Annotated in this window: 13 protein-coding genes; 7 read left to right on the top strand and 6 right to left on the bottom strand. The window is 39.3% G+C overall.

What is annotated here, in order from left to right; translation table 11 throughout:
- Positions 1–105: 105 nt before the first annotated feature.
- From BUB71_RS09820 to BUB71_RS09810, 3 genes are all read right to left on the bottom strand, one after another.
- A complete protein-coding gene (locus tag BUB71_RS09820) occupies positions 106–711 on the bottom strand; it encodes a hypothetical protein (protein WP_073154675.1) in 606 nt (201 codons plus the stop codon).
- 135 nt (positions 712–846) lie between these two features.
- Positions 847–1,386 (bottom strand): DUF2812 domain-containing protein, encoded by a 540-nt coding sequence (locus tag BUB71_RS09815; protein ID WP_073154674.1) that lies wholly within the window; start codon positions 1,384–1,386, stop codon positions 847–849.
- Between the two features lie 3 nt (positions 1,387–1,389).
- Positions 1,390–1,725 (bottom strand): PadR family transcriptional regulator, encoded by a 336-nt coding sequence (locus tag BUB71_RS09810; protein ID WP_073154673.1) that lies wholly within the window; start codon positions 1,723–1,725, stop codon positions 1,390–1,392.
- Between the two features lie 124 nt (positions 1,726–1,849).
- Here BUB71_RS09810 and BUB71_RS09805 point away from each other — a divergent pair, with 124 nt between their 5' ends.
- Positions 1,850–2,362: a 2'-5' RNA ligase family protein gene (locus BUB71_RS09805; RefSeq protein WP_175552335.1), complete on the top strand. Its 513-nt coding sequence runs from the start codon at positions 1,850–1,852 to the stop codon at positions 2,360–2,362.
- A 37-nt stretch (positions 2,363–2,399) separates the two neighbouring features.
- Entirely contained in the window at positions 2,400–3,335 is a 936-nt protein-coding gene (locus BUB71_RS09800; protein WP_073154672.1) for a phosphotransferase enzyme family protein, read from the top strand.
- Between the two features lie 57 nt (positions 3,336–3,392).
- Here BUB71_RS09800 and thrS read toward each other — a convergent pair whose 3' ends face one another.
- The 3 genes from thrS to BUB71_RS19565 all read right to left on the bottom strand — a co-directional run bounded on the left by thrS (position 3,393) and on the right by BUB71_RS19565 (position 6,519).
- Positions 3,393–5,303 carry a threonine--tRNA ligase gene (gene thrS, locus BUB71_RS09795; RefSeq protein WP_073154671.1) on the bottom strand — a complete coding sequence of 637 codons (1,911 nt, stop codon included), beginning with the start codon at positions 5,301–5,303 and terminating at the stop codon, positions 3,393–3,395.
- 665 nt (positions 5,304–5,968) lie between these two features.
- Positions 5,969–6,187 (bottom strand): hypothetical protein, encoded by a 219-nt coding sequence (locus tag BUB71_RS09785; protein ID WP_073154669.1) that lies wholly within the window; start codon positions 6,185–6,187, stop codon positions 5,969–5,971.
- Positions 6,188–6,369: 182 nt separating this feature from the next.
- Positions 6,370–6,519 carry a hypothetical protein gene (locus BUB71_RS19565; protein WP_175552334.1) on the bottom strand — a complete coding sequence of 50 codons (150 nt, stop codon included), beginning with the start codon at positions 6,517–6,519 and terminating at the stop codon, positions 6,370–6,372.
- Between the two features lie 308 nt (positions 6,520–6,827).
- On the opposite strand from BUB71_RS19565, the gene BUB71_RS09780 reads away from it, so the two are divergent.
- From BUB71_RS09780 to BUB71_RS09760, 5 genes are all read left to right on the top strand, one after another.
- Positions 6,828–9,398, top strand: a complete 2,571-nt coding sequence (locus BUB71_RS09780; RefSeq protein ID WP_073154668.1) for a tetratricopeptide repeat protein — start codon at positions 6,828–6,830, stop codon at positions 9,396–9,398.
- Between the two features lie 293 nt (positions 9,399–9,691).
- Positions 9,692–10,495, top strand: coding sequence for a hypothetical protein (locus BUB71_RS09775; RefSeq protein WP_073154667.1), 804 nt, complete (start codon positions 9,692–9,694; stop codon positions 10,493–10,495).
- 332 nt (positions 10,496–10,827) lie between these two features.
- The gene (locus BUB71_RS09770; protein WP_073154666.1) at positions 10,828–12,270 is read left to right on the top strand and encodes a spore germination protein; all 1,443 of its coding nucleotides are present in this window, start codon (positions 10,828–10,830) and stop codon (positions 12,268–12,270) included.
- The gene (locus BUB71_RS09765) at positions 12,254–13,345 is read left to right on the top strand and encodes a GerAB/ArcD/ProY family transporter (RefSeq protein WP_073154665.1); all 1,092 of its coding nucleotides are present in this window, start codon (positions 12,254–12,256) and stop codon (positions 13,343–13,345) included. Before BUB71_RS09770 ends, BUB71_RS09765 begins: the two co-directional genes overlap by 17 nt.
- Positions 13,342–14,463 carry a Ger(x)C family spore germination protein gene (locus BUB71_RS09760; RefSeq protein ID WP_073154664.1) on the top strand — a complete coding sequence of 374 codons (1,122 nt, stop codon included), beginning with the start codon at positions 13,342–13,344 and terminating at the stop codon, positions 14,461–14,463. The genes BUB71_RS09765 and BUB71_RS09760 overlap by 4 nt, the downstream gene beginning before the upstream one ends.
- The last annotated feature ends 7 nt before the right edge of the window (positions 14,464–14,470 follow it).

Here is a 14,470-nt window from a genome sequence, read left to right as displayed (position 1 = left end):
TCACAAATGATACCATTGCTTGTTTATATTTTTGTGAGCGGGAAAACCCTAGCTTTAGCTACGGGAATGAGAGCGAGTGTCAGACGAAGGAGGGAGTTTTTGCCCCTATGTGATTTCAGAATCGAGTGTTTCTTGGCTTCGGTAGAAGTATTTCCACGTAATGTATATTGCTGGGACGAACATAAGAATATCTACTACATGAGCAAATAGCTCTATGCGAGGTGGGATTCGACTGATTGGAAATCCAATCGCAGCAATCGTCCACATCAATCCAATCCACCAGGGCGTAATCTTTTTCCAGATCAGTACGATTGAGAGTATAAACAGACTGATGGGGTAAAGAGGACCAAGCCAAAACAACGTGACGTTAAAAGCTGTAGGGAAGTGATCATGCGCCTGAAGAGTGTAATGATTTGAAAGATATAATGCAGCTGTATATAGCCCTTCAAACCCAAATGTGACTCCACCCACGCAACCTAGTATAGCAATGAAAAGACCGATATTCGCATAATAAGGCATTTTGGCTTTCAGTAATCCAAATAGAGCGATATAAGCAGGAATCCATAAAGCGTCAGAGACAAGTGCCCAAGTACTTCCATAGACCCCGTACTCCCCATTTTGCCATAAAAAAGTTGATAAGATTTTAAATAGAGTTGCCAATATTAAAGTAGAACCAAATAGTATATGATTCACTCTCTTAAAATTTGTCAATTTGATCCACCCTTTCTTTTTCATGTTTAGTATAAGAAAGGGTGGATTAAAAAGGCACAAGCGATAGTATAGTTTTGTACCTATACTTATGGCTAGGATGATAGATGAATGTGGACTGAAAAGCCTCTGTTCATATTAGTTAAGCAGCTTTTTTCGTTTGCGAAGATAAGCGAGATAAGGAAGACCTGTAAAAACAAGCAAAACAACTGAAAGTAGCATCAAGACTATACAGATGTAAGAAATTACGCTTGGTATTTGAAACATGAAGCTTAATTTTAGTAATACGCCAAAGAGCAGGGTAAGCAAAAGTGAAAAGAATGCATATTTTCCAGTAAAAGATGCTACATGCTCATATTTATCAATTAATGTTGATTGATCTGAATAAATCGGCTTCGTGTTGATCGGTGCTTGGAAAATATGAATGTGTCCAGTTGAGCAAATATGTTTCCAGCCGGCTTCTTGAAAAAAAGCGAAATATTCTTCATCTACATTTACTTGATAGTCAAGATTGTATTGTACTTCTTGAGGGGTTCCTTTTTTTAGCTTAAAGAAGAAACCACCTCCAGCGAATCCTTCTAACAACCAACCTTGCTTTGCATATTCGTTTAACTGTCGCATATCCTGTTCCTCTGAAAATGCTAACCCTCTGTTGATCATATATTTGGTATTACTCATCCTTCATTCTCCTTTTTTATAAAATGCTTTTTCAGCATGTTCAACCATTTTTCTTCTACGTTCTACATCTTTCTGAAGTAGTTCCAATCCTTTTTTAGTCGTTACATAGGTTTTTTTATTTCGATCCCCAGTACCTCCTATTTCTGAAATTAGTTTTGCTGCAAGCAATTTTTTAATCGTTGTGTACATCGAGGCGGGGCCAATGGTGAATTGGTGATCAGTCATTTGATCAATCGTTTTCATAATTAAATATCCGTGCTTAGCCTCAATGAGAGATAGAAGAATATAGTATGAGATATCGGTTAATGCACCTGCTTCTAATGAATCAAATCTTGGCATAATCTTCTGCCTTTCTATATATCGTTTTATGATATGTCATTAACTAATATATATCATAAAACGATATATGTCAATAAAGTGTGATAATCTCCACTTCAATTTTGTGGGATGGGAGTTGGATAGGATGATCAAGCGGGCAATTAATTTGTTTCTACCTTTTTCAAATACACATCAAATTCAGGAGTGGCGCAAGAGATATGATCCTCTATATGCTCTGATTCCACCGCACATTACCTTGGTTTTTCCCTTTGAGAGTGAACATCCTTCATCATTACTTAAAAAGCATGTTCAACAAATTGCTCATGAAACGAGCTCCTTTTCTATTCAGTTACAAGGGATTACAGGGACAATTGAACAATATCTCTTTTTAAGAGTAGTACAAGGCAATGATTTGATTATTCATCTACATGATGATCTATACACAAGTGTGCTATTGCCTTATTTGAACAGACAGTATTTTTATGCTCCCCATGTAACTGTGGGTAGATTTGAACAACGTGAAGCCTTTAAGCAAGCTTTAATTGAGACAGAAGGATTGAACCAAGTGTTTCAAGCAAAAGTGGATCGAATATATGTTGAACAGATTGATCATCATGGTAAGTCAATCATTGAATCAGTCATCTTTTTAGCAGATTAGGACAAGTTGGAAAAGGGATGAATAGAGATTGAATAACATGATGCGTAGTAAGGTGGAAGGACTGTTTTCACAATCAATTTCTTCAATTGAAGTCATTAAAGGTGGGTATTTAAATCGAAAGTGGAAAGTAAGCTTAGCAGATGGGAAATGGTATTTTGTAAAGCAGTATGATGAGCAACGAAATCAAGGGAAATGGTCTTCAATAGAACGATCATTATCGATTCAAGCATGGTTAAATGTTCAAGGCGTAGCTTGTCCCCGAGTCTATCCTGATCTAGGTCAATTCTTGATCACTCTTCCATCTGATGACTCGTTTGCAGTGATGGATTTGATAAAAGGCGTTCATGTGATGCCAGGAAAACCGACAGAGCTTCAGATGTATCATTGGGGAGAGGCATGTGGAAAGCTTCATTTCCATTTGCAGAGAATACCAGCAACCACTTTGCATTGGGTTCCTAAGCCCAGCCAAGTATACCAGGAATGGAGCAAACAATATCAATTGGCAAAAAAATACAAAGACCAGCACTTCATGACTGTTTTAAACAGGCAAAAGGAGATTCTAGATTCCCTTGATTTCTCGCTTTTCACTGTGTGTCGACATGGGTGGGCACATTGGGATATGAGTATATATAATGTGCTATTTAACCAAGAGAATTTTGTTGGAGTTGTAGACTTTGATCGGATGAGATATGTCTATCCAGAGTTAGATGTGGGGCGAGCTATTCTTTCGGGCTGTTTAGTTCATGGGGTTATGGATAAGCAAAAAGTGAATGAGTTTTTAAGAGGTTATCAAGCGTGGATTCCTTTCTTTAAGCGATCAGATTTAGCGAGAGCCTGGCGTTTGATTTGGGTGAAGGAGAGTACTTGGTGGCTACGTATTGATACCCTATCAAAAGGGGAAGTTCCACAGCGGTTTCTAGCTGAGATTATTTGGTTACAGGATCATTGGAAGCAGTTAGAGGAGTGGATTTAAAGCAATGACGCAAACCATAGAACGGTTCGCGCCATTTTTATCGATTTTTCGAGAGATTTATTTCCCTTTTGTTTGAATCTCTTCTGTTAACTTTTGAATCATTTCAGCTAGGTTTTCTGATGTTTGTGTTTTAGAGCTGCGGTTTCTAACATTTACTGTTTGTGATACCATCTCTTTTTCACCAACAACAAACATGTAAGGGACTTTATGAACTTCAGCATCACGAATTTTATAGCCGAGTTTTTCATCTCGTTGATCAGTAGTAGCACGAATACCTGCTTGACGCAGTTGTTTGGTTACTTGTTTTGCGTATTCGAGGTAATTGGCTGAGACAGGCAAAACTTTGACTTGAATGGGAGATAGCCATAGTGGGAAAGCACCACCATAATGTTCAATCAAAATTCCCATGAAACGGTCAATCGAGCCAAAGATGGCACGGTGAATGACAACCGGCGTATGTTTTTCATTATCTTCGCCTATATAACTTAGCTGAAACTTCTCAGGCATTTGGAAGTCAAGCTGAACAGTGGCGCATTGATGACTTCTTTTTAAAGCATCTTGAATATGGAAGTCGATCTTTGGACCATAAAAAGCGCCGTCTCCTTCATTCAAGCGATAAGTGATTCCTGATTGATCAAGGACATTTTTCAGTGATTGCTCCGCTGCTTCCCATAATTCATCTGAGCCCATTGATTTTTCAGGTCTTGTTGAAAGTTCAATCGTATAGGGAAAGTTGAACACAGCATAAAGTTGGTCAACTTGTTGAATCACACGTTTTACTTCAGCTTCGATCTGATCTGGACGTACAAAGATATGGGCATCATCTTGTGTAAATGTCCTTACCCGAAACATACCATTTAAGGCGCCGGACAGTTCATGACGATGTACCTGACCAAACTCAGCATAGCGAATCGGCAAATCCCGATAGGAGCGTAGTGAATTTTTAAAGATCAGCATATGTCCAGGGCAGTTCATTGGCTTTACTGCAAACACATTTTCATCTACATCTGTAAAATACATATTCTCTTTATAATGGTCCCAGTGACCAGATTCTTGCCAAAGACGTTGATTCATCATGAGTGGAGTCCGAACTTCCTCATAATCGGCATGAAGGAAAAATTCCCGAGAGAGCTTTTCTAACTCATTACGGATCACCATTCCATTTGGTAAGTAGAAAGGCATACCTGGAGCCTCATCAGAAAAAGCAAACAGCTCCAGCTCTTTTCCGATCTTACGATGATCACGCTTTTTTGCTTCCTCTAGGAAATGTAAGTGTTCATCCAGTTGTGCTTTCTTTGGCCATGCTGTTCCATAAATGCGTTGTAGCATCTGATTATCCGAATTTCCGCGCCAATATGCGCCTGCGATATTGAGTAGTTTAAATGCTTTAATCTTGCCAGTCGAGGGAAGATGGGGCCCACGACAAAGGTCAAGAAACTCTCCTTGTTCATAGATCGTAATGGTTGCATCTTCGGGTAGATCGCGAATCAGCTCTAATTTAAGCGGATCATCAATCTTTTCAAAAATTTGAATTGCTTCTTCCCTTGTGACGACGCGCCGTTGAATGGGGAGGTTTTCTTTGACAATGCGTGTCATCTCCGCCTCGATCTTAGGCAGATCTTCAGGAGTGAGGCGGACAGGTAGATCAACATCATAATAGAAACCATCTTCAATCACAGGCCCAATTCCCAGCTTTACATCCTTATATAAGCGTTTTAAAGCCTGTGCCATTAGATGGGCTGTACTGTGACGATAAACCTCTAATCCTTCTTGATCATCGAGTGTAAAGATTTGAATCTCGTCCTGGTCAGCAAGTTCACGACCTAAATCGACCATTTGACCATTGATCTTTCCGGCAACGGCTTTTTTACGAAGACTACTGCTCAGGGACGCTGCAACATCTGCAAGTGTTGCGTGTTCATCGTATGCACGTGATGAACCATCGGGTAAACGTATAGATAGACTCATATTGAACAATCAACTCCTAACTGAAGAAAAATAAAAAAGCCCTTCCCTAGTAGGGACGAGCTTTGTGTTCGTGGTTCCACCCTTATTTGGTCCTCATCATCCAAAGTAAAATCAGCATCAAGGCTATCAAGCAGTGATGAACCAGCCCTTGAATAAAGGATGATCAGAACCCTCTTTAGCACCAATAACGGTGTGCCTCCGATTGCAGATACTCAAGAAACTCTTTCCCTGCAATAGCTCCAAGGTGGTAATGATGAATGATTGGGTAAAGGAGCTTACAGCCACTGACTCCTTTTCTCTGAAACCATCAATTCACACTCTGATCCTCTTCATCGCTAAACATGAAAATTTTTATTTATTATACTCACTTGGGAAAGCAAGTGTCAATTTGAAAGGAAAATAAAGTTTTCTGTAGTATTAACCTTTTAGTTGTTACTTATAACAAGAACTTTATTTCGTTAAATGATAAATAGACGTGAAATTGCTATTCATTGTATGTGAAAATTGTATTAGGGATGGAAATCTGACTCATCAGGCACAGCTTGCAGACAAAGTATATATTGTTTTCATTTCTGGGAGCCAAGGTTTATGCACTCCGTGCACAAGTTTCATTTATTTTTGACCAAAATGTAGGTTTTTCTTCAGTTCGAATCCTCAAAGCTAGTTTAGCTTGAGGATTCGATCTTTTTCAGTCGTTTATCTGTTAAATTTAAAACTTGGTGGGTTTGTCCTTGAGTCTCACTCAATGCGGTAATAGCTGTCAGGAGCATTTGGACATCATCTTTGGTAGCAAGGTTTGCAATGTCGTCTTTCGTGACCATTCGCTGTTCAATTTGATCAAGCCGGCTGTTCACTTTTTTCAAAAGTTGTAAAACCTGTTCCATTGCATAACTCCTTCACACCCTTAGTTCTTTTTAGTCTATCAAAATAGATTTGTAAATGGAACCTTGGTTTTTAGACCAAGTGAAGATGATAAGGATCATTTCAATGTCTTCTAGATAGATGTATATAAAAAAGACCCACTTATCGGGTCATGAGTGTATATTTATCAATCTTTTGTTAAGCGTTAATACTTAGCCCCTTCACCATTGCAATGTTCACAAACACCACCATGTGCATTTATACCAGTTCCTTTACATTTGCTGCATTGAATCCATTCTTTTGATTCGATTATATCTTTGATATGAGTCATGCTTTTTTTCAACCAATCTAGCATTTTCACTCATTCCTTTCATGTTTATACCTTGATAAGTTTATTATCGATATATATCTAAGATATGTAATTATTAGTTTTTAACATATATATTACCTCTTGATAATGAGAGTAAAACAATTTTTGTTTATATAAAAGAACAATTCCCCTATTCGCTCGCCTTATGAAAAGACAAAATTTTGTTTCGAAGATTTAGAGTGAATCAATAGTAATATCTGTTTATAAATCGTATATGTTATTTCTATTTTGAATCCATTTATTTATCTAACATATTTTGATCGATATAATGAAGGGTGATAGGGGTGGTATGGATGGATGTGAAGACAAGTCCATTTCTAGAAGAGCTTATTTTATTCTTTTATGACGACCAGAAAAGCAAAGAGAGCCAAATCGGCGAAAAACTATTAGAAAAGATTGCGACACGCTATTCCATTCTAGATGTATTTGATAGACATGATGAGTCACAGGGGAAGCGAGAAGTAAGGATAAAAGAAATTGTACAAAGAGCAGCAGACCTAAAATATCGTCATACAATCTTTCAGATTGGTAAGCGATTGATTAACGGAAATGATTTGAAGCATAATGAGCGGGAAGGAATCATGTGGCTTGAGATCGCTGCGGAAGCAGGTTTGCAAAATGCCTCATTTGAATTGGGGAGGTGTTTAATTGATGGAAAGGGTGTGAAACAAGATATACAAAAAGGTGAATACTGGCTTCGAGTAGCTGCTAAGGCGGGATATAAAGATGCAGTACTTGATCTAGGAAAGCGTTTATTAACCGGAAAAGGACTCAGCAAAAATGAAAAAGAAGGATTTCTTTGGTTAGAAAAAGGAGCTACAGCAGGACATAGTGAGCTGCAATTAGAACTGAGTAAGCAACTGGAACGGGTAATCACGGAGTCGAAAGATAAAATGAATCATAAAGAGCGGGGTCGACTATATCGAGTGGTATCCCAATGGGCGGCAGAGGAAATAAGCAAGATATCTCATCCGATTTGTGCCGAGATACTTAAAGAAGAGTCTAAACAACCCGCAACATTCATCACTGAGGAAAAGACCGTTTATGGTGAGCAAGATCGACAGATGTATCAACTAGGATATCGTTTAGCAGAATCGAATCAACAAGATATTAAAGCGTGGATGGATGCTCAAGCGAAAATGGGGCAAACGTCGCAGACAATGGATCAACAAATAGGAGAAAAGATAGAAACGAAGACAGGAAATCAAGATTGGGAAGATCAATTTCAACTCTCAAGAAAGTTATTAACAGGTGTTGGGATGCAAAAAAATCGTCCTCTAGGAAGAAAGTTATTAGAAGAGGCAGCAGAGGCTGGGCACCAAAATGCAATTTTCGAATTAAGTCGACGGCTCATCGAAGGCAATGGAATACCTAGAAATGTGAAACAGGGCTTACGATGGTTAGAACAGGCGGCAAAGTCGGGAATGGCGTTTGCCTGTCTAGAACTAGGTAAGCGTTTGCTTGATGGAAAAGGAGTGCCTAAAGATAGAAAGCAAGGACGAAAATGGTTAGAGCAGGCAGCGAGGGATGGGGTTAAGGATGCGTATCTTGAATTGAGCAAACGGCTCATCGCTGGAAAAGGAGTTCGTCAAGATGTGCAGCAAGCAAAAAAATGGTTAGAGTTAGGGGCAACCGCTGGTTATAAAGATATTATGTTTAAACTAGGGAAGATGCTGATATCTGGGGATGGATTAAAGAAAAAGAGTAGAGAAGGAGAAAAGTGGCTACGGAAACTTGCTCATGTTGGTGATGTTCAAGCAATGTATGAGCTGGGTAAGCATTTCATGAAGCATCCTTTCGACCTAAGTCGAGTGAATGAAGGAAAGAATTTGCTAGAAAAGGCTTCCAAAGCGGGATATCAACCCGCAATGTTAGAGTGGGGAAAGCAATTAATCATTGGTTCGCGTTTTATCAGAAGATCTTTCTTAGGCAGACAATGGCTTGAAAAAGTTACATCTATTCAAAATCCAGAGATTGAACGAAGTTTACGTAAAAGCTATCATGAGCCATTGCAAATAAAAGAAACGCTTCATCCATCGTGTGATGTTTTATCTATTTATGAACAACTAGCTAATCCGTTTATACGTCAATCCATCATCGAACGACTCACAAATCCATATCAAGTGCGTCGTTTTCGATATCTACAAGATTCCACCTTCCACTGTAAAAAGGAGATTCTTTCACTACTATATAAACAGAAAACATCACCGATTGTCGAAGAGCGGGTTACAGATACTGAACATCCTTTTAAAGTACTGTTAACCGATCATGCATTGGAGCGTTGGAATGAACGTGTAGGGCCAATCCTGACAATGAAAGATTTACGACCATTGTTGCAAATTTTAGTGGAAGCGAATCGAATGGACATTTTCGCATCCCGATTGGGCGTGATTGATCATGATATTGTGTTTGCCTATCGCTTAGAACGGAAAAATCGATTGGTGATTACAACTTTCTTTGGAAGAATTTCATTGAAGCCAGGAATGATGGATGCTGAAGATGTGAAATGGAGTATCACAAAATATCGTGATCATATTAGCTTAAAAGTAGATGCGGATATGATTAAGCAACAATCACTCCCGATCTTACCAAAAGAGATTGTACAACTTCAATCAGAGCGAGGAGTTGTTTATATTTTCTTAGAGTATGAATATATAGAGGATCAACAGCCAAAGACGTTGATTCATTTATCGGAGGTAAGCAAGAATCGAATTTGGAAGAAGATTGATCCATTTCTCATCGATCCACATAAGGAAGAGATATTAGATCGTTCATTAGTAAGATTTTTATTTAATAAAGGATATGAAGAGTATGCAATGACCTATCTAGCATTTCATCAATCAACGGAATGGTTTTTGAAGTAGTCACATTTCAATATAAACTGACTAGATGAAACTGAAAGTGTCCAGAACAAACTTGTGAATCTTTTCGAATTTTACTTGTCAGCTACACGAAGCGAGGATAGTTGAGAAAGAGAAAGATTAGACGAATTGACCTGTATCATAAAGTTTGTTCTAATATGGGAGATCTAAGCGATCTTCCTCTTTCATATCGTCTCTTAAATGGACGAAAGGAGACGGAATAGGGGAATTCATGTACAAGCATGAAGAGACCATTCGGAAGTCCTGACGGACTCACAGTTATTTGGGGGAATTCATTGGATTGGGAAAGGGCGCAAGAGATGATGCGCCTACAGATTTCTCCGCACATCACGGATAAGCATTTTCCACAAAACATCTTTCCAGTCATTCCGGGATCATCAATCGAACGCGCTGAAGTAGATGAAGTCTACTTTGGTACAGACTATTCGATCGATACGCTCAAAGGAGTCGCGCTTTCCTTGGGTCACCTCAAGGTGCGCGACTGCCAAACTGGAAGCTGGGTAACAGGACGAAGTGTAACAGTACGAATAGCAGCAGGCCAGATCGTCGGAATCCCTGATCAGAAGGAGGCCGCTGAGATCAACGTCAGATTCCTGACGAAGACGGGACAGATTCAGGGTTTGATCCCTGGGTCGAAGATTCGGGTTCAGGAATCCGCTTACAAGTCCCAGATTCGGGGGGAAAAGGTCGAGATCAAAAATCATCGTGGTCAGGTGTTCGCGGAGCACTTGATTGTTACTGGTGAAGTGGGTAGCCAGATTACGGATCGTTCGATCTATGAGGCGATCCTTCGTGGAGATAAGCCCAGGATCGAGGGAAGCTGTGCCGAGGCAGACCAGGTCAGTTTGAAAGGAGTTCGAGAAGAGATCACTTCAAAACAGTTGCGCAAGATCAACAGAAACTGGACTGGCAGCCCCAAAAGACTGAGCAAAGTCAGAGGGGGCAAAGTGATCTATCGGCTCTCCGAAGATGAGTGGGTGGTCATCTATGAAAGAACAGGTGAGCTAATCTGTCGGCTCACTCTGTCCATGGCTGAGAAAGTTCTGATGGAGGGACTCCAGCTTCAATCGGAGCTGTAAAATCGCAAGCGGGCATGGGAACTAATGTTCCTGTGGGTCCGTTTGGCTTAGAAAGAGACTGAAAAAGGATTAGTCCTCATCCTGCTCTGCTTCAGTTCTTCCGTATCTCCTTCACATCAAAGTATGGATCTTGTCTTCACCCTCGGCGGAGATGTCAATATGTGGAATTACGATTCCCCCATTCGGAGGGTTTTGTCAGCATAGCCTGTAAGTCGGTTGCGTAACGCCGCCTTTCTACTAGCACAACAAACAACTCTATAACGAAACTGTCTGCCGTATATTTCCAAAGATTAACATACATAATAAAGTTATCGGGAAGGGGAGGTGGATAGATGAGATTAGAAGAGAGAATCAATGAAATTAAAGAGAATCTATCTAATTCTATAGATATTGAACAGCGTATGTTGCATTGTAAAGGGCAAGTAGCAGCTCTGCTTTATCTAAAAACGCTTTGTGATGAGCAAAAAATTGTCCGGGAAATTATTACTCCCTTACAACGGCTTGAACGAGGCTCGCCTGTTCATGTCGTTCGTTCTGTTAACATTCTTGTAAAGCAAGATGTGGAGCAAGTAATCAAGCAGTTACTCCAAGGCTGGGTTTTGTTGCTCTTAGAAAATGAGAAGAATAATTACCTATTTGCCGCATTAAAAGAAGAAGCTAGAGAAGCTGTTGAACCAGAGAATGAGCGGATTGTAAGGGGGCCACATCAAGGTTTTACAGAAAATATACTGAAAAACCTATCATTAATTCGCAGACAGATTCAAAGTAAACACCTTCATTTGTCCACCTTCTATTTAGGGAAGGATACACACACACAAGTTGTTGTAGCCTATATGAAGAATTTGGCAAATCCTATCCTGATCAAGAAAGTGAAGAAAAGGATTACAAGCATCAAAGTTGATCAATTATTACCTGGTTATCTAGAAGAGTTTATCGAAGAATCACCAGCCTCTCCGTTTCCCCAATTGCTGAATACAGAACGGACAGATCGTGTGATCGCCAATTTGATGGAAGGACGTGTTGCAATTTTTATTGATGGCGATCCTTCTGTTTTGATCGCACCAGTATCATTATTTACGTTCTACCAATCTACAGATGATTATCATAGTCGATGGCAAGTGAGTTCTTTTCTGCGTATAATTCGTTTAATTAGCTTCTTTCTTGCCTTTCAATTACCTGCCATTTACATTGCGATGGTTTCATTTCACCCTGAGATGCTTCCGCTCAATTTAACTTACAATATTCAAGGTTCTCTCAGACAAATTCCTTTCCATCCATTGATCGAGGCAGCGATTATGGAATTAACACTTGAGTTGATTCGTGAAGCAGGAATTCGACTGCCTAGTCGAGTAGGTCAGACGATTGGTATTGTGGGAGGTTTAGTAATTGGTGATGCGGTTGTAAATGCTGGTTATATTTCATACACAATGATTATTATTGTCGCGATTACAGCGATTGCTTCCTTTATTGTCCCCACTCAAGAAATGAGCAATGCTGTTCGGCTTTTGCGGTTCCCTATGATGTTTGCCGCTGCTGTATTGGGATTAGTCGGGATCACATTTGGAACGATGATTTTAGTTATTCATTTGTGTCGTTTAGAATCATTTGGATTACCTTATTTTGAACCTTTTTCACCTTTGCGTTTGAAAGAATGGAAAGATGCTGTCTTTCGCTTTCCTGTCTGGAGCTTAAAAGAAAGATCAAACCAACCGGAGCCATTACGTAAGAAACAAGTAGAAAGCTCAAGAAGGTGGGGACATGATCAATCAGAATAAAACCAAAATCACACGTGGTCAATTTTTTTGTATGATATTACAGACGCAGATCGGAACACAGCTAGTCTCTCTTCCACATAATTTGCAAGAAACTGCAAAGGGTGGAGCTTGGATATCATCATTGTTGATGGGCGTTTGTATCCAGATTTTCATATTCTTGTTTGGTCTACTTTTAAACCGCTTTTCAGGGCAAGACTTTTATCAGATCTGTATCCATATTTTTGGCAAATGGCTAGGACGCGTATTATGTGGAATATATAGTAGCTTCTTTCTATTAGCAGCCGCCTTTACGTTGATGGTTTATGTGAAGATAGCAAAAGCATGGGTATTTCCTAAAACCCCCCATTGGTTCTTATTATTCGTTATGTTACTTACAAGCGTTTATCTCGCTCGTTCTTCACTTCAAGTTATGTCAAGAGTGATGGTCATCGCATCACTTTTTCTTCCCTCATTGTTTTTGCTTGTAGCAATGGGGCTTAGTATTGCTAATTTTACTTATCCCATGCCCTTTCTAGAAGTGGGATGGCTGAAAATTATCCAAACCGCGTTTCTAGCATTGCCTGCTTTTGGTGGTTTTGAAGTGATCTTATTTATTTATCCATATGTGCATGGAACAAATAAACAAAAATTAATGGCGGCTTCACTAGCGAATGCTTTAACAACATTAATTTATACAGTTTTAGTATATACTTCGCTTGCTGTGTTTGCCCCAGAAGAGATAGCTATTGTACCAGAGCCATTAATCTACATGTTAAAGGCGATTCGGTTTAGTTTGGTAGAAAGACTAGACTTGATCTTCCTCAATCTTGGTGTACTCTCCTCTACTACAACTTTGGCAATCTATCTGTATATCTCAGGAAAAGGTTTGAAAAGTATAAACAATCATATTGCGATTAAAAAAGTGGTTCCTATAATTGCTCTTATTGCTGCCTTACTCACTTATGTAGCAACAGATCCATTCTCTGTTAAATATTATGAAATGAAATTTATTGGAATTATACCAGTTTTCACCTTTATCATTCCGGTCATCTGCCTACTCCTTTCTTTTTTTCGGAAAAAGGAGCGATTATCATGAAGCGACTCAAGCTGTTTTTGATGCTACTCGTGTTAATTTTCCCTTTGTTTTTATTAGGATGTTGGGATCAAGACCAATTGAAGCAGGCACGGCTCGTATATACCATTGCTCTTGATCAAGCAAGTGGTGGACAGCTGCTTGGAAGTTTCGTTGTCCGTAATACAACATCCCATACACAACAAATTGAGACAAATAATACCATTTACTATGCAAAAGGACGTTCGATGCGAGAGATGAGCCAAGCGGTCAGTGCAAGTTTAAATGGAAGATTGCGTGTTTTTAAATTTCGTGTGTTACTTTTATCAGAAAAATTAGCCAGAACACAGGATCTGTATCCACTACTAGATTCCTTTTATCGTGAACCAAAAAGCCCCCTAAATGCTAAGGTTGGCATTGTAAAAGGGGAAGCAAATGAAGTGGTTCAACATCAGAAAATTGGTACAACATTGATCGGTGAATATTTAGATCAGTTGATAGAAGGAGAAGAAAAGCTATCTGTTATTTCCCCTCAAGATATTCAGTCCATTTGTCCGTTGATGTTTGATCCTGGTGAAGATTTTTCTTTGCCATACTTTGAAGTAAAAGGTAATGAGGTCGAAGTGGTAGGTGCTGCCATGATGCGAGGACAGAGAATGGTCGGTTCATTAAGTCGTGTAGAATCGAAGCTTTTGCAGATGATGCGAGGGAAAAATGATGGAACCGCCTTAGTAAGTTTAGCGATTCCAATGACAAATGTGCATTCTGCTGTGAATCGTGTGAGCTTTGAAATAATGAAAAGCTCACCTGAAATAGAGCTTCGAGTTAGGAGAAACCACTTGGATGTTTACTACAAGTTAGGATTAAAAATCAATGTGAAGGAATATCCACCGGCAAATTTAGATTCTCCAAAAGAAGTGTCTAAATTAAACCGTTACATTGAGAAAATTTTAAAGGACCGTTGCAAGCATTTATTTGCAAAGATGCAAAAACACCAATTTGATGGATTAGGAATAGGGCGGCAAATCATCGCCTACCATAATGATGAATGGAAACATATGAATTATAAAGAAGTATACACACATGCAAACTTCTATCCAACTATCCACGTAGAGAGCAAAGGGAATGGCATCATCTATTAAAAAAATG

This window comes from Seinonella peptonophila (assembly GCF_900129355.1).
In the GTDB taxonomy this organism is placed as follows: domain Bacteria; phylum Bacillota; class Bacilli; order Thermoactinomycetales; family Thermoactinomycetaceae; genus Seinonella; species Seinonella peptonophila.
Note: the sequence above shows the minus strand (reverse complement) of the source record. Positions and strands in the feature narration are given on the sequence as shown.